This window comes from Streptomyces sp. NBC_00377 (assembly GCF_036075115.1).
In the GTDB taxonomy this organism is placed as follows: Bacteria; Actinomycetota; Actinomycetes; order Streptomycetales; family Streptomycetaceae; genus Streptomyces.
Map to the genome: position 1 here is coordinate 4,366,363 of NZ_CP107958.1, position 14,678 is coordinate 4,381,040.

The following is a 14,678-nucleotide window of genomic DNA, read 5'->3' on the forward strand; positions in this document are numbered from 1 at the left end:
TTCCGCATCGCGGACATTTACGCTCACTGGCATGACCCCTCAGACCGACCCCCAGGCCGGCGCCGCCGTGAAGGCCGCGGACCGCGCGCATGTCTTCCACTCCTGGTCCGCCCAGGAGCTCATCGACCCGCTTGCCGTGGCCGGCGCGCAGGGGTCGTACTTCTGGGACTACGACGGCAAGCGCTACCTCGACCTCACCAGCGGGCTCGTCTACGCGAACATCGGCTACCAGCACCCGAAGGTCGTCGCCGCGATCCAGGAGCAGGCCGCACACCTGACCACCTTCGCGCCCGCCTTCGCCGTCGAGGCCCGCTCCGAGGCCGCCCGGCTGATCGCCGAGCGGACCCCCGGCGACCTGGACAAGATCTTCTTCACCAACGGCGGCGCGGACGCGGTCGAGCACGCCGTGCGCATGGCCCGGCTGCACACCGGGCGGGCCAAGGTGCTCTCCGCCTACCGCTCGTACCACGGCGGCACCCAGCAGGCCGTGAACCTCACCGGCGACCCGCGCCGCTGGGCCTCCGACAGCGCGAGCGCCGGAGTCGTGCACTTCTGGGCGCCCTACCTGTACCGCTCCCGCTTCTACGCGGAGACGGAGGAGCAGGAGACCGCGCGGGCGCTCGAGCACCTGGAGACCACGATCGCCTTCGAGGGGCCGGGGACGATCGCCGCGATCATCCTGGAGACCGTCCCGGGCACCGCGGGGATCATGGTCCCGCCGCCCGGCTACCTCGCCGGGGTGCGGCAGCTCTGCGACCAGTACGGGATCGTCTTCGTGCTGGACGAGGTCATGGCCGGGTTCGGACGCACCGGTGAGTGGTTCGCGGCCGACCTGTTCGGGGTGACTCCCGACCTGATGACCTTCGCCAAGGGCGTGAACAGCGGATATGTGCCGCTCGGCGGGGTCGCGATCTCCGGCGCGATCGCGGAGACCTTCGCCAGGCGGCCCTACCCGGGCGGCCTGACGTACTCCGGGCACCCGCTGGCCTGCGCGGCCGCCGTCGCGACGATCGGCGTCATGGCGCAGGAGGGCATCGTCGACAACGCGAAGAACCTGGGCGCCTCGGTCGTCGGGCCGGGGCTGCGGGAGCTGGCCGAGCGGCACGCGTGCGTCGGCGAGGTCCGCGGGGTCGGCATGTTCTGGGCCCTGGAACTGGTGAAGAACCGGGAGACCCGTGAGCCGCTCGTGCCGTACAACGCGGCGGGCGAGGCCAACGCGGCCATGGCCGCCTTCGGCGCGGCCGCGAAGAAGGCCGGGGTCTGGCCGTTCGTGAACATGAACCGCACCCACTTCGTGCCGCCGCTCAACGTCTCGGAGTCCGAGGTCAAGGAGGGCCTCGCGGCCCTGGACGCGGCGCTCTCGGTGGCCGACGAGTACACGGACTAGGGAGGGACCGGGCACCGGTCGGGGCCGCTCGGGAACCCCTCGGGAACGGGTCCGGGGCCGCTGCACGCAACGGACCGGGATTTCGTCGAACGCGTAAGGTGGCGTGCTCGTACATGTCTACGAGCACGCCTTTCTTTCCGCACCCGACGATGGAGACGCCCGACGATGCCCGGCAGCACCGGCAACGGAGCCGTGACGCGCAGCACCCTGCGACAGCAGATCGCCGACGCGCTTCGTGACGAAGTGCTGGGGGGACGGCTCAAGCCGGGCCAGGAGTTCACGGTCAAGGAGATCGCCGAGCAGTACGGCGTCTCCGCGACCCCCGTCCGCGAGGCGCTCGTCGACCTCTCCGCGCAGGGCCTGCTGGAAGCCGACCAGCACCGGGGCTTCAGGGTCCACGAGTACTCCGTCGAGGACTTCCGCGGCATGATCGAGGCGCGCAGCCTGATCATCGAGGGGATGTTCCTCGCCCTCGACGAGGGCCGTCAGCGCCACCTGAACTACGACGACCCGCGGACCGCGGCCGCCATAGCCGGCGTGCGCCGCCGCGGCGACGAGGCGCAGCGGGCCGCGGCCGCCGGCGACCTCACCGTCCTCATCGGCTACGACCTGCGCTTCTGGCGCGAGCTGAGCGCCCTGTTCGGCAACCCGTACCTCGCCGACTTCCTGCACCGCCTGCGGTTGCAGTCCTGGGTGTGCACGGTCCAGCACGTGCGGGTCCTGACCGATCTGCGCGGCCTCCTGTGGTCCGGCCACGCCGAACTGGTCGACGCCCTGTACCGCCGCGACACCGTCACCGCCCGGGCGATGCTCGCGGCGTACAACGACGACTCCATCGCCCTGGTCGAGCGGCTGGCGGCGGGATGAGCAGGGCTGACGCCCCCAGCACGCCCGGCACCGCGCACCGCACCCCGACCGTCGAGCTGTCCGTCGTCATCCCCGCCTACAACGAGGAGCGCCGGCTCGGCCCCACCCTGGACGCCGTCACCCGCCACCTCGACGCCGGCGGGAACCACGGGCGCACCTGGGAGATCCTGGTCGCCGACGACGGGTCCACCGACGCCACCCGCGAGCTGGTCACCGTCCGCCGCGACCCCCGGGTGAGGCTCGTCGTCGGATCCGGCACCGGCAACCGGGGCAAGGGCCACGCCCTGCGGCACGGCGTCGCCGCCAGCCGGGGCCGCCGGGTACTGGTCATGGACGCCGATCTCGCCACCCCCGTCGAGGAGTTGGAGCGCCTGGAGAAGGCGCTCGCCGACGGACACGCGGCGGCGATCGGCTCGCGCGCCGTCCCCGGCGCGACCCTCGGCGACCGCCAGCACCGGATACGTGAACTCCTGGGCGCCGCGGGCAACCTCCTCATACGCCGGACGACCCTGCGCGGAACGCGGGACACCCAGTGCGGGTTCAAGCTGTTCGACGGCGAGAGGGCCCGCACCGCCTTCGCCGCCTCCCGCCTCAACGGCTGGGCCATCGACGTGGAGGTGCTGCGGCACTTCCAGCGCGTCGGCTGGCCGGTCGCCGAGGTGCCCGTGCAGTGGTCGCACCGGCCCGGCTCCAAGGTCCGGCCCGCGGACTACCTCCGGTTCCTGCGCGACCTGGTCCGGCTGCGGATGCCGCAGCCGGGACCCGCGGACGTCGTGGCCGTCCTGCTGTTCCTCGCGATGGCGGCTGCCCTCTACTCCGGCCGCCTCCTCGACCCGGCGCACCGCTATCTCACCGACTCCCTCCAGGACCAGAACCAGTGGGAGTGGTTCTTCGCGGTGACCGCCGACAACGTCGCTCACCTGCGCAACCCCCTGTTCACCGACCTCCAGGGCTTCCCCGGCGGCGTGAACCTGATGGCCAACACCACGATGACGGGCCTGTCCGTCCCGCTCACCCCCGTCACCCTGCTGCTCGGTCCGGCCCTCACCCTCAGCCTGGTGATGACGCTGGGCCTGGCCGCCACGGCCGCCGCCTGGTACCGGCTGATCGTGAAACGGCTGGTCGGGCAGCGCGCGGCCGCCTTCGCCGGAGCCGCGCTCGCCGCGTTCGCCCCGCCCATGGTCAGTCACGCCAACGCCCATCCGAACTTCGTCGTGCTGTTCATGATCCCGGCGATCGTCGACCGGGCGCTGCGGCTCGCGACCGGTGCGCGGGTCACCCGGGACGCGGTCGTCCTCGGCCTGATGGCGGCGTACCAGTTCTTCCTCGGCGAGGAGCCCCTGCTGCTCGCCGCGCTGGGCATGCTGGTGTTCGCCGTCGCCTACGGCGCCGTCCGCCCCGAGGTGGCGCGGCAGGCGGCCCGCCCCCTGCTGACCGGTCTGGCGGTCGCCGCCGCCGTCTGTCTCCCGCTCGTCCTCTACCCGCTGGCCTGGCAGTTCTCCGGCCCGCAGAGCTACACCGGTATCGACCACGGCACCGCGCCCGGGGTCGCCAACTCCGTCCGGGCACTGCTCTCGTTCGCCGAGCGCTCCCTCATCGCGGGCGACGCCCGTCGCGCCGACGCCCTCTCCCTCAACCCGACCGAGCAGAACGCCTTCTACGGCTGGCCGCTGGTCCTGCTCGCCTTCGCGATCGCGGTGGGGCTGTGGCGCCGGCCGGTGGTCAGGGCGCTGGCCTGTACGGCGGTGGCCGCGGCGGTGCTGTCCCTCGGCGCGCGCATCCCCCTCCCGCTCACCGGCACCACGGTTCCGGGCCCCTGGGCCCTGCTCGCCGGCCTGCCCCTGTTCGAGTCGGTCATCGAGAGCCGGGTCGCGCTGGTCTGCGCCCCGCCGCTGGGCATGCTGCTCGCCCTGGCGGTCGACCGCCTGGCGCGGGCCCGCCGGCTGGGCACCCAGTACGCCGGGCTGCTCGCCGTCTGCGTCGCCCTGCTCCCCCTGATCCCCGCCCCGCTGAAGTCCGAGCCCCGCGCCGAGGTGCCCGCCTTCTTCACCGACGGCACGTGGAAGACGTACGTCCAGGGCGGCGAGACCCTGGTCCCGGTGCCGCTCGCCGAACCGGAGGACGCCGAGGCGCTGCACTGGCAGACGGCGGCCGGCCTCGGCTTCCGGATGCCCGGCGGCTACTTCAACGGGCCCTACGGCGACGGCGACCGCACCGGCGTCTACGGCGTCCCGCTGCGCTTCACGGCGAGCCTGCTGCGGGACGTGCGGTACACGGGCGTGGTCCCGGTGATCGACGCCCGCGCCCGCGCCGCGGCCCGCGAGGACCTCACGTACTGGCGGGCGGGCGCGCTGGTGCTGGCCCCGCAGCCGCACGCCGACCGGCTGCGTGAGACGGTGGACAAGCTCCTGGGCCGGCCGGGTGGGCGGGTGGCCGGAGTGTGGGTATGGGACCTGCACGAGGGGAGCTGATGCGTGCCGCACGGACTAGTCTTCCCTGACCGGTCAACGTACTGAGTGAGGAGCTCTCTTTGGCCTGTGACCTGTGGCTGGTGCCGCTCGTCGACGTGTTGTGCCACACCCCCGACAATCCCTTCGCCGACGAACTCGCCCAGTACAACAAGGTGCTGGCCGAGGCCGGGCTCCCGCCCGTGCCGGTGTACCAGTACATGCCCGGGCTGTCCGGCGAGGTCGCCCCGGTGGCCGGCTTCGACTACGACGCCCTGCACTTCCTGCGCCGCGTCTACCTCCTCCAGGTGTGCGGGCTGCCGGTGACGCCGGTGGACGAACTGGGCGGCGACTATGAACAGCTCCTCGAGATGTTCGAGGCGACGGCCAAGCAGTCGCACCTGGTCTGGCACTACGACCACGCGGGCGCGTACGTCCCCGTCGACTTCTCGCAGCCGCTGTCCAACGACGAACTCCTCGCGGGTGGCGGCCCGCTGGGTTCCGCGCAGTCCCTGCTGCGGGAACTGGAGTACGTGGGCCCCTCCATCGGCATCGATCCGGCCAATCCGCCGTCGGCTCCGCAACCGCCCGCCGGCCCCACGGAGTTGGAGGAGCCCGCCGTTCCGGCGCCGTACGATCCGAGCCCCTTCGCGCGCGAGCGGCACGTCTGGCTCGGGCTGCACGCGGCGGCGACGCGGAGCCTGGCGCAGGGCTCGATGATCGTGTTCAGCTGACCCGACCGTCTCCCGCCGGGCTGACCGCCTCAGCTCAGCGGGCGGTCGACGGCCCGGTCAACGGCCGAGCTGGGACAGGCCCCTCTGGACGTCCTCCATGTTCATCACCGGCGTGTAGGAGATCTCCGATCCGAGGTTGAGGAAGAACGGCTCGCTGAGCACGGGCATCTGCGCGCTGTCCTGCATGTCGAAGAATATGTAGGCGGTGCGCTTGCCGTGGTCGGTGGTGAAGTAGGCCGCTTCGGGCTTGATCTGCTCCATCGATTCCTGGATCAGTTTCCCCAGGGTGCCGCTGCGGATGGCCTCGTTCGCCTTCTCCGTGTCCATGGACGCCTTGAGCAGGACGCGCATCGCACTCACCTTCTTCTGGCCGAGGCACGCCGATGTCCCCACCAGGATATGCCCGTATACGGCATTTATCCCTCGGGGAGGCGCCCGCCCACCGACACCGGACGGGCGCCTGCGCGAGCGTCGGCCGCGCGCGGCAACGCCTCGGCCGCGGCCGTCAGAAGACCGGTGTCCCGGCCTGCGTCAGCTTCCGAGGCCTCGGCGATACCGGAACCGACCGCTCCCGCGACGGCGAGGGCCGCTCCGGTGACGGCCGACTTCTGGACGAACTCATGGCGGTTCAGGGGGGCGACGGGCATTCGGGGCTCCTGGAACTGGTGGGGAAGGAGGGCAACTACCCGCGTAGCTGCTTGCTTCCGCCAGTTACGGGCGTAACCGCGAACGGGCCATGGGCCGGTCAGGGATGTCCAAGACCGGCCCAAGCCGACAGGTCCGTCCGGTGATGCCGTCGGACGGCCTACAGGAACGAGTTGATCTCGATCGTCTCGTCGCGTCCGGGGCCCACGCCGATCGCGGAGATCGGGGCGCCGGACATCTCCTCCAGCGCCTTGACGTACGACTGGGCGTTCTTCGGCAGGTCGGAGAACGACTTCGCCTTGGTGATGTCCTCGGACCAGCCGGGCAGCGACTCGTAGATCGGCTTCGCGTGGTGGAAGTCGCTCTGCGAGTACGGCAGTTCCTCGACCCGCTTGCCGTCGATCTCGTACGCCACGCAGACCGGGATCTGCTCCCAGCCGGTCAGGACGTCCAGCTTGGTCAGGAAGAAGTCCGTCAGGCCGTTCACGCGGGTCGCGTAGCGGGCGATGACCGCGTCGAACCAGCCGCAGCGGCGGTCACGGCCGGTCGTCACGCCCCGCTCGCCGCCGATGCGCCGCAACGCCTCGCCGTCCTCGTCGAGGAGCTCGGTCGGGAAGGGGCCCGAGCCGACACGGGTCGTGTACGCCTTCAGGATGCCGATGACCCGGCCGATCTTCGTCGGACCCACGCCCGCACCCGTGCAGGCGCCGCCCGCGGTCGGGTTGGACGAGGTGACGAAGGGGTACGTGCCGTGGTCGATGTCGAGGAGCGTGCCCTGACCGCCCTCGAAGAGGACGACCTTGTCCTCGTCCAGGGCCTGGTTGAGGACCAGGACCGTGTCGGTGACGTACGGAGCGAGCTTCTCCGCGTAGCCGAGCAGTTCCTCGACGACCTGGTCGACGGCGATCGCGCGGCGGTTGTACAGCTTGGTGAGCAGCTGGTTCTTGGCGTCGAGCGCCGCCTCGACCTTCTGCGTGAGGATCGACTCGTCGTACAGGTCCTGGACCCGGATGCCGACGCGGTTGATCTTGTCGGCGTATGTCGGACCGATACCGCGGCCGGTGGTGCCGATCTTGCGCTTTCCGAGGAAGCGTTCCGTCACCTTGTCGACAGTGACGTTGTACGGGGTGATGATGTGCGCGTTGCCGCTGATCAGCAGCTTCGACGTATCGACGCCGCGCTCGTTCAGACCGCTCAGCTCGGAGAGCAGGACCGACGGGTCGACAACGACACCGTTACCGATGACCGGCGTACAGCCGGGTGACAGGATTCCGGAAGGGAGCAGGTGGAGTGCGTACTTCTGGTCGCCCACGACGACCGTGTGGCCGGCGTTGTTGCCGCCCTGGTAGCGCACTACGTAATCCACCGAGCCACCGAGAAGGTCGGTGGCCTTTCCCTTGCCTTCGTCACCCCACTGAGCACCGAGCAGCACAAGTGCGGGCACGCGCGTACACCCCTTCCGGGTGGGGCATGTCCAAGGCCAGGGGCGTACGCGGTGGCTCATTCCACCGCGTGCACCACGTGCACGGCGACCGCCGTCGGTCGCCGCTTGCCGGACCCGGATGCCCCGGAATAGACCAAGCCCCTGGCGCAATAGCGCAAGGGGCTCTTGCACAAAGATGCTACCCGAGGAAGCGAGGCAGGACCGAGGTGGCGACTTCTCCGACGCCCGATCAGCTGCTGGTGATCATCGATCCGGCCGCCCGGCGCACGGACGGGGAGTCCGTACGAATCGCGAAAGACGTGCTCAGCGCGGGTGCGGCGAGTACGAAGGTGTGCCTCCCCGAGGGCCCCGAGGAGTTCGCCCGGGTACTGGCGCGGCGGGGGTCGAGGCGGCCGGTGGTCATCGGCGACGACCGTGCGCTGATGCGGGCGGTGGGCCTGCTGCACCGGCAGCGGACCATGGCCGAATGTGTGCTGTCGGTGGTGCCGGTGGGCGCGTCCCTGGGCGTCGCGCACGCCCTCGGGGTGCCCACGGGGGCCGTGGCGGCTGCCCGGGCCGTCCTGGACGGCGCCGAGCGGCGTCTGGACGTACTGGTGGACGACAGCGACGGTGTGGTGCTGGGCGCGCTGCGGATCCCGCCGGTGCCGCTCGCTCCGCAGCCGGAGCCGGCCGTGGCCGAGGCCGGGCTCACCGACGGCGGCCGTCCCTGGCTGCGGACGTACCACTCCCTGTTCCGGACGTGGGTGCCGCCACGGCCGTCCCGGCTCTCTCCCGCCGACGTCCCGCCCGGCCCGGCCCGGCTGCGGATCGAGGTGGACGGGGTGACGCTGGTCGACCTCGACCAGCCGGTGGAGGCCGTCTCGGTGACCCCGGGGCCCTCCGGCACGGCGGTCGTGGAGGTCCGGCCGCTGTCCCTGGGAGCGGTCGCGGCGCCCCTGGAGGCCAGGGGACGCACCGTGACCGTCTCGGGCGCGGACTTCCGCTACCGGGCGGACGCGATGGTCGCGGGGCCGGTACGACGGCGCACCTGGACGGTCCGGGAGGGGGCGCTGGGACTGATGCTGCCGGGGCGGTGAGACGGGCCCGCCGTGGTCCTTCGGGGCCCCGGCACCGGTGGAGGCAGTACCTCCTCGACCACGGCGACAGGACGAAGTCCCCCTTGCTGATCTCGGCCTCGCAGCCGTCCGGCACGATCACCGCGCCGAGGACGTCCGGCGGTTCTCGAAGCCGTGGGGGCCGGTGCCGTTCATCGTCGGCCGCCCCGTCCTCGACGGCGTGATGCGCCGTCCCCTCCCACGGAACAGCCGCCGCTCACGGCAGTCGCCCGACCACGGCCTCGTCATCGGAATCGTCCTTCAGGGCCACCCCCGTACGCCCCAGCTCCCGCGCCCGCGCCAGCAGCGCCGCCAGCTTCCCCGCCGCCGTCTCGTAGTCCAGGCCCAGTGGCGGCCGGATGTTGGACAGGCAGTTGCGGTCGGCGTCCGTGGTGACGCCCGGCACGGGCCGGTGGGTCAGGTACGCGCCCAGGGAGTCCGCCGCCGACATGCCGGGGCGTTCACCGACGAGGAGCACCACGGCCGTGGCGCCCATGGCGTGCGCGATGTCGTCCCCGAGGGCCACCCGGGCCTGTTCGGCGAGGACGACGGGCGCCACCCGGGTGCCGGACGGCAACCGCTCGGTCGTCGCCCGGACCATCGCCGCGGCGTGTTCGTGCACCGCCCGGCTGGAGAGCCCGTCGGCGACCACGAAGACGACGTCCCACTCGCCTGCGGGCAGATGAGCCCGGTCGACGGGGTTCAGCCGGCGGCCCAGGTCGGGGCGCTGGAGGTAGGTGAGACGGTCCGGGGCGGCACTGCGGACCCGGACCACCGAGGTGCCGGTCAGCCGCGCCGCCACCGCGTCCGGGTCGAACGGCGAGTGCACCGCGTCCCGGGCGGCGGCGTGCGCGGCCTGGAGCTCCAGGCGGTGCCGGGTGGGCAGCGCCGAACCGGCCCGGCCCAGGCCGATACGCGCCTGGGTGCGCAGACGCAGGGCCGCCCACAACTCGCCCTGATGGTCGGTGCCCTGACTTTCGACCACCTGGTTGCCGGCGACCCGCTTGTCGGTGACCTGGTTGTCGGTGGCCGGGCTGTCGGTGGCCCGACTGTCGGTGGCCTGGCTGATGGTCATGCGGCGAGCTCCCGTCCGTCCGCGCGTCCCGTGCGCCCTGCGCGCCCGGTGGTGGCGATCTCCGTCAGCGGATGGGCCGTGCCGGACAGCTCGCGGATGCCGCCACGCGGGTCCAGCAGCCCGATCGAATCCAGCCACGCCTCGAACTCCGGCGCCGGGCGCAGCCCCAGCACCTCCCGCAGGTACAACGCGTCGTGGTAGGAGGCCGACTGGTAGTTGAGCATGATGTCGTCGCCGCCCGGCGTGCAGATCACGAACGAGGCCCCGGCCACGCCGAGCATCGTCAGCATCGTGGCGATGTCGTCGTCATCGGCGTCGGCGTGGTTCGTGTAGCAGATGTCCAGGCCCATGGGCAGGCCGAGCAGCTTGCCGCAGAAGTGGTCCTCGAGGGCCGCGCGCAGGATCTGCCGGCCGTCGTAGAGGTACTCCGGGCCGATGAAGCCGACGACCGTGTTCACCAGCAACGGGTCGTACCGCCGGGCGACCGCGTACGCCCGCGCCTCGACCGTCTGCTGGTCGACCCCGTGGTGCGCGCCGGCCGAGAGGGCGCTGCCCTGCCCGGTCTCGAAGTACATGACGTTCCGGCCGACCGTCCCCCGCTCCAGCGCCAGCGCCGCCTCGTACGCTTCGTCCAGCAGGCCGAGGGTGACCCCGAAGGAGGCGTTCGCGGTCTGGGTGCCGGCGATGGACTGGAAGACGAGGTCGACGGGGGCGCCCCGCTCCATCAGGTCCACGCTGGTGGTGACGTGGCACAGCACGCAGGACTGGGTGGGGATCGCGTACCGCCCGATCACCCCGTCGAGCAGTTCCAGCAGGTCCCGTACGGCCTTCGGGCTGTCGGTGGCCGGGTTGACGCCGATCACCGCGTCGCCCGAGCCCAGCAGGAGGCCGTCGAGGAGGGCGGCGGCGACACCGGCCGGGTCATCGGTCGGGTGGTTGGGCTGGAGCCGGGTGGCCAGCCGTCCCGGCAGCCCGATGGTCGAGCGGAACGCGGTCACCACCCGCACCTTCCGCGCCACGGCCACCAGATCCGCGTTCCCCATGAGCTTGCAGACCGCGGCCGCCATCTCCGGGGTGAGACCCGGGGCGAGAGCGGCCAGTGTCACCGCGTCCGCCGCCTCCGACAGGAGCCACTCCCGCAGCTCCCCGACCGTCATCGACGCCACCGGCGCGAAGGCGGCCGGGTCGTGGGTGTCGAGGATGAGCCGGGTGACGTCGTCGTCCTCGTAGGGGACCAGGGGCCGGGTCAGGAAGTCGGTCAGCGGCGTCTCCGCCAGCGCCCAGCGCGCCGCGACCCGCTGCCGGGCGTCCCGGGCCGCGAGACCGGCCAGGCGGTCGCCGGAGCGTTCGGGGCTCGCGGCGGCGAGCAGCCGGGCGAGCGAGTCGAAGCGGTACCGCTCGCCGCCGAGGGTGGAGGTGTAGGCGCTCATGGCGGCGACCGTACGAGGTGCGTGTTGCCGCCAGATTTCTAAAGGTCTGGTTGACAAGTATTTAACGTCCCGATGCCCTTGACCGACTCATTCGGGCTGAAGAGTTCCGGTCCAGCACACCCGTGCAGGACCAGGAGAGGGGCCACCCGATGGCAGTGGACGAGGGCGTCGCCCCGGCGGCGGACACAGCGGCGAAACCGGGCGGAGAAGGTGCCGTTCACCGGCTCAAACCGAACGCCATCGGCCTGCTCGGGGTGGTCTTCATGGCCGTCGCGACGGCCGCGCCGATCACCGCGATGACCGGCAACGTGCCCTTCATGGTGTCGTCGGGCAACGGCATCGGCGCCCCGGCGAGCTACCTCGTCGCAATGGTCGTCCTGGCGATCTTTTCCGTCGGCTTCACCTCGATGGCGAAGCACATCACTTCGACGGGCGCCTTCTACGGCTTCATCTCCTACGGCCTCGGCCGCTCGGTCGGACTCGCCTCGGGACTGCTCGCGACCTTCGCGTACGTGGTGTTCGAGCCGGCGCTGATCGGCATCTTCTCGACCTTCGCCACCACCACCCTGCACGACCAGACGGGCCTCGACATCCCCTGGTGGGCGTTCGCGGTGCTGATGCTCGCGGTCAACGCGACGGGCACCTGGTTCGGCGTCTCCGTCGCCGAGAAGCTGCTCGTCGTCCTGCTCGCCACCGAGGTGACGATCCTCGCGGCCATGGCGGTCTCGGTCGCCTTCCACGGCGGCGGCCCGGACGGCTTCAGCGTCGACCCGGTCAACCCGGTCAACGCCTTCAAGGGGACCAGCGCGGGCCTCGGACTCTTCTTCGCCTTCTGGTCCTGGGTCGGCTTCGAGTCGACGGCGATGTACGGCGAGGAGTCACGCAACCCGAAGAAGATCATCCCCAAGGCCACGATGATCTCGGTGCTGGGCGTCGGCGTCTTCTACGTCTTCGTCTCCTGGATGGCCATCACGGGCACCGGACAGTCGTCGGCCGTGAAGGTCGCCACCGACGATCCGCTCGGCCTGTTCTTCGGCCCCACCGAGCGGTACGTCGGGCACTGGGCCGTCGACGTCATGCAGTGGCTGATGATCACCGGTTCGCTGGCCTGCGGCATGGCCTTCCACAACTGTGCCGCCCGCTACATGTACGCGCTGGGCCGCGAGGGCGTACTGCCCTCCCTGAAGAACACCGTCGGCCGCACCCATGACCGGCACGGCTCCCCGCACATCGCGGGCCTGGTGCAGACCGTCGTATCGGCCGTTCTGATCGGCGCGTTCTGGGCGGCGGGCAAGGACCCGTACACCGGTACGTACGTGCTGCTCGCGATCCTCGGCACGATGGCGATCCTGGTGGTGCAGGCGGTGTGCTCCTTCGCCGTGCTGGTCTACTTCCGCTCCCACCACCCCGAGAGCCGGCACTGGTTCAGGACGTTCACCGCCCCGCTCGTCGGCGGCGTCGCCATGCTCGCCGTGGTCACGCTGCTGGTGTCCAACATGGGGGTCGCGGCGGGGCCGGAATCGGGTTCCCTGGTGCTGAAGGCGACGCCGTGGCTGGTCGCGCTGATCGCGGTGGCCGGCGTGGGCTACGCCCAGTACCTGAAGCGGCGGGACCCGTCCCGCTACCTGCTGCTGGGACGGACGGTGCTGGAGGAGACGAAGGAGCGCTGACCCCGGTCGTTCGCCTCGGCACACACGACGCCGGGGCGGAGTGGCCGGGGCGGGAACCCGGGGCGGCCCGCGCGCGTCCGTCCCGGGCATGGGACAACGCACGCAGGCCGCCGTCGGCTGCCTCGCCATGGCTCTGGGCTGGGGCGCGGGGCTGGCGGTGTGGGCCAGAGGCGTCCGCGGCCGCTTCTGGCGTTTCGAGCAGAGCCCCGACTGGAGCGTCCTCTACGCGGAACTTCCGCTGGCCCTGCTGGGCGGAACGGCCGGAGGCCTGGCCCTGTGGGCCGTGTTCGGCCGCCTCAGAGGGTCACGCTGAGCCCCTCCAGCCCCCGGATCACGAAGTTCGGCTTGCGCCGGGGCTCCGCCGCCAGGGCCAGGGTGGGAGCCCGTTCCAACAGTGCCGTCATGGAGGCGGCCAGCTCGATACGGGCCAGCGGGGCGCCGATGCAGTAGTGGATGCCCGCGCTGAAGGAGATGTGCGGGTTCTCGGCGCGGGTGAGGTCGAGCCGGTCCGGGTCGGCGAAGACGGCCGGATCGTGGTTCGCCGCCCCGAACAGCATCGCGATCTCGGCACCCCGGGGGATCACGGTCCCGTCGATCTCGATCTCGTCGAGCACCCACCGCTCGAAAAGCTGGAGCGGGGTGTCGTAGCGCATCAGCTCCTCGACGGCGGAAGGGACGAGCGAGTGGTCGGCGCGCAGGGCGGCCAGCTGCTCCGGGTTCCGGAACAGCGCCCACCAACCGTTGACGGTGGCGTTCACGGTCGCCTCGTGCCCCGCGTTGAGCAGCAGCACGGCGGTCGAGATCATCTCCTGCTCGGTGAGCCGGTCACCCTCGTCGTGCGCCGCGATGAGACCGGAGATGAGATCGTCGCCGGGCTCCTCGCGCCGGGCGGCGATGAGCTCCTTCAGATACTCGGAGAACTCGACGGAGGCCCGCACGGCGCGCGTCGCCGTCTCCTTCGACGGGCTGAGCTCGTACATCCCGCAGATGTCCGCCGACCAGGGCCGCAGCGGCCCCCGGTCCGGCTCCGGGATGCCGAGCATCTCCGCGATCACGGCGACGGGCAGCGGTTCGGCGACATCGCTCAGCAGATCGCCGCCGCCCGACTCCACCAGCCGGTCCACCAGCTCCCCGGCCAGCTGCCGCACATACGGCTTGAGCCGCTCCACCGTGCGCGGGGTGAACGCCTTCGACACCAGCCGCCGGATCCGGGTGTGGTCGGGCGGCTCCAGGTCGAGCATCCCGTGATCGTTGAGCGTGTGGAAGGGCTCCTGCTCGGCCGGAGGCGCCGTCCGCCCGAAGTCCTCGTGCGTGAACCGGTGCTGATACGTCCGCCCGAGCCGCCGCTCCCGCAGCAGCGCCGAGACATCCGCGTGCCGCGGCACCAGCCACTGGTCGGTCGGCTCGTAGTAGATCACCCGCCCCCGCTCCCGCAGCTCGGCGTACGCCGGGTAAGGGTCCGACACGAACGCGGGATCCCAGGGATCGAAGGAGAGAACGTCAACTGCTGCCATGACCGGACGCTAGCCGGTGAACGGACGCCTGACCAGGGGGGTCTTTACAGGGCACGGGTCCGGAAGGTGGGGAGCGCCCGGCACAAGGGGAGGGTCCGGCACGTGGGCAGGGTCCGGCACGTGGGCAGGGTCCGGCACGTGGGCAGGGTCCGGCACGTGGGCAGGGTCCGGCACGTGGGCAGGGTCCGGCACGTGGGGAGCGCCCGGCGCGGCGGGGGGGGGCGGGGCCGTGGCGGCGGTCACCGTGTTCCGCACCGCCCCGCACCACTCTGCCCCGCACCGCCCTGCCCCGCACCGCCCGCCGGGTAGGGGTACGGCCCGCCCTAAGGGCTGTCCCCTAATCCCTGGCGGGCGCGCGACGACAGCTACGG

At 71.7% G+C, this 14,678-nt stretch carries 13 protein-coding genes; 7 read left to right on the forward strand and 6 right to left on the reverse strand.

Translation table 11 applies throughout. The features are described 5' to 3' along the window. The first annotated feature begins 31 nt into the window (after positions 1–31). From OHS71_RS19550 to OHS71_RS19565, 4 genes are all read left to right on the forward strand, one after another. Positions 32–1,387: an aspartate aminotransferase family protein gene (locus OHS71_RS19550; protein ID WP_328480663.1), complete on the forward strand. Its 1,356-nt coding sequence runs from the start codon at positions 32–34 to the stop codon at positions 1,385–1,387. A gap of 165 nt (positions 1,388–1,552) precedes the next feature. After that, positions 1,553–2,254, forward strand: coding sequence for a GntR family transcriptional regulator (locus OHS71_RS19555; RefSeq protein WP_328480664.1), 702 nt, complete (start codon positions 1,553–1,555; stop codon positions 2,252–2,254). Beyond that, complete coding sequence (locus OHS71_RS19560) at positions 2,251–4,725, forward strand: dolichyl-phosphate beta-glucosyltransferase (RefSeq protein ID WP_328480665.1); 2,475 nt, start codon at positions 2,251–2,253, stop codon at positions 4,723–4,725. Before OHS71_RS19555 ends, OHS71_RS19560 begins: the two co-directional genes overlap by 4 nt. Before the next feature lie 59 nt (positions 4,726–4,784). Next, positions 4,785–5,435 (forward strand): hypothetical protein, encoded by a 651-nt coding sequence (locus OHS71_RS19565; protein WP_328480666.1) that lies wholly within the window; start codon positions 4,785–4,787, stop codon positions 5,433–5,435. Positions 5,436–5,492: 57 nt separating this feature from the next. Here OHS71_RS19565 and OHS71_RS19570 read toward each other — a convergent pair whose 3' ends face one another. The 3 genes from OHS71_RS19570 to OHS71_RS19580 all read right to left on the reverse strand — a co-directional run bounded on the left by OHS71_RS19570 (position 5,493) and on the right by OHS71_RS19580 (position 7,524). Beyond that, positions 5,493–5,786 carry a hypothetical protein gene (locus tag OHS71_RS19570; RefSeq protein ID WP_328480667.1) on the reverse strand — a complete coding sequence of 98 codons (294 nt, stop codon included), beginning with the start codon at positions 5,784–5,786 and terminating at the stop codon, positions 5,493–5,495. 65 nt (positions 5,787–5,851) lie between these two features. Then, a complete protein-coding gene (locus OHS71_RS19575) occupies positions 5,852–6,082 on the reverse strand; it encodes a twin-arginine translocation signal domain-containing protein (RefSeq protein ID WP_328480668.1) in 231 nt (76 codons plus the stop codon). A gap of 158 nt (positions 6,083–6,240) precedes the next feature. After that, complete coding sequence (locus tag OHS71_RS19580) at positions 6,241–7,524, reverse strand: adenylosuccinate synthase (RefSeq protein ID WP_328480669.1); 1,284 nt, start codon at positions 7,522–7,524, stop codon at positions 6,241–6,243. A 206-nt stretch (positions 7,525–7,730) separates the two neighbouring features. Here OHS71_RS19580 and OHS71_RS19585 point away from each other — a divergent pair, with 206 nt between their 5' ends. After that, positions 7,731–8,600, forward strand: coding sequence for a diacylglycerol kinase (locus OHS71_RS19585; protein WP_328480670.1), 870 nt, complete (start codon positions 7,731–7,733; stop codon positions 8,598–8,600). Positions 8,601–8,835: 235 nt separating this feature from the next. Here OHS71_RS19585 and eutC read toward each other — a convergent pair whose 3' ends face one another. Both eutC and OHS71_RS19595 read right to left on the reverse strand, forming a co-directional pair. After that, positions 8,836–9,693, reverse strand: a complete 858-nt coding sequence (eutC, locus tag OHS71_RS19590; RefSeq protein WP_328480671.1) for an ethanolamine ammonia-lyase subunit EutC — start codon at positions 9,691–9,693, stop codon at positions 8,836–8,838. Further along, complete coding sequence (locus tag OHS71_RS19595) at positions 9,690–11,123, reverse strand: ethanolamine ammonia-lyase subunit EutB (RefSeq protein WP_328480672.1); 1,434 nt, start codon at positions 11,121–11,123, stop codon at positions 9,690–9,692. The genes eutC and OHS71_RS19595 overlap by 4 nt, the downstream gene beginning before the upstream one ends. Positions 11,124–11,272: 149 nt before the next feature. Here OHS71_RS19595 and OHS71_RS19600 point away from each other — a divergent pair, with 149 nt between their 5' ends. Next, entirely contained in the window at positions 11,273–12,793 is a 1,521-nt protein-coding gene (locus OHS71_RS19600) for an APC family permease (RefSeq protein WP_328480673.1), read from the forward strand. Between the two features lie 88 nt (positions 12,794–12,881). Continuing rightward, positions 12,882–13,106 (forward strand): hypothetical protein, encoded by a 225-nt coding sequence (locus tag OHS71_RS19605; protein ID WP_328480674.1) that lies wholly within the window; start codon positions 12,882–12,884, stop codon positions 13,104–13,106. Here the strand turns inward: OHS71_RS19605 and OHS71_RS19610 are convergent. Continuing rightward, entirely contained in the window at positions 13,090–14,307 is a 1,218-nt protein-coding gene (locus OHS71_RS19610; RefSeq protein ID WP_328480675.1) for a cytochrome P450, read from the reverse strand. The genes OHS71_RS19605 and OHS71_RS19610 overlap by 17 nt on opposite strands. Positions 14,308–14,678: the final 371 nt, after the last annotated feature.

Excerpts from the sequence above, each read along its gene's own strand:
- OHS71_RS19550 (WP_328480663.1), top strand. The coding sequence starts at position 32 with ATGACCCCTCAGACCGACCCCCAGGCCGGCGCCGCCGTGAAGGCCGCG.
- OHS71_RS19555 (WP_328480664.1), top strand. The coding sequence starts at position 1,553 with ATGCCCGGCAGCACCGGCAACGGAGCCGTGACGCGCAGCACCCTGCGA.
- OHS71_RS19595 (WP_328480672.1), bottom strand. The coding sequence starts at position 11,123 with ATGAGCGCCTACACCTCCACCCTCGGCGGCGAGCGGTACCGCTTCGAC.
- OHS71_RS19605 (WP_328480674.1), top strand. The coding sequence starts at position 12,882 with ATGGGACAACGCACGCAGGCCGCCGTCGGCTGCCTCGCCATGGCTCTG.
- OHS71_RS19575 (WP_328480668.1), bottom strand. The coding sequence starts at position 6,082 with ATGCCCGTCGCCCCCCTGAACCGCCATGAGTTCGTCCAGAAGTCGGCC.
- OHS71_RS19600 (WP_328480673.1), top strand. The coding sequence starts at position 11,273 with ATGGCAGTGGACGAGGGCGTCGCCCCGGCGGCGGACACAGCGGCGAAA.
- OHS71_RS19610 (WP_328480675.1), bottom strand. The coding sequence starts at position 14,307 with ATGGCAGCAGTTGACGTTCTCTCCTTCGATCCCTGGGATCCCGCGTTC.
- OHS71_RS19560 (WP_328480665.1), top strand. The coding sequence starts at position 2,251 with ATGAGCAGGGCTGACGCCCCCAGCACGCCCGGCACCGCGCACCGCACC.
- OHS71_RS19570 (WP_328480667.1), bottom strand. The coding sequence starts at position 5,786 with ATGCGCGTCCTGCTCAAGGCGTCCATGGACACGGAGAAGGCGAACGAG.
- eutC (WP_328480671.1), bottom strand. The coding sequence starts at position 9,693 with ATGACCATCAGCCAGGCCACCGACAGTCGGGCCACCGACAGCCCGGCC.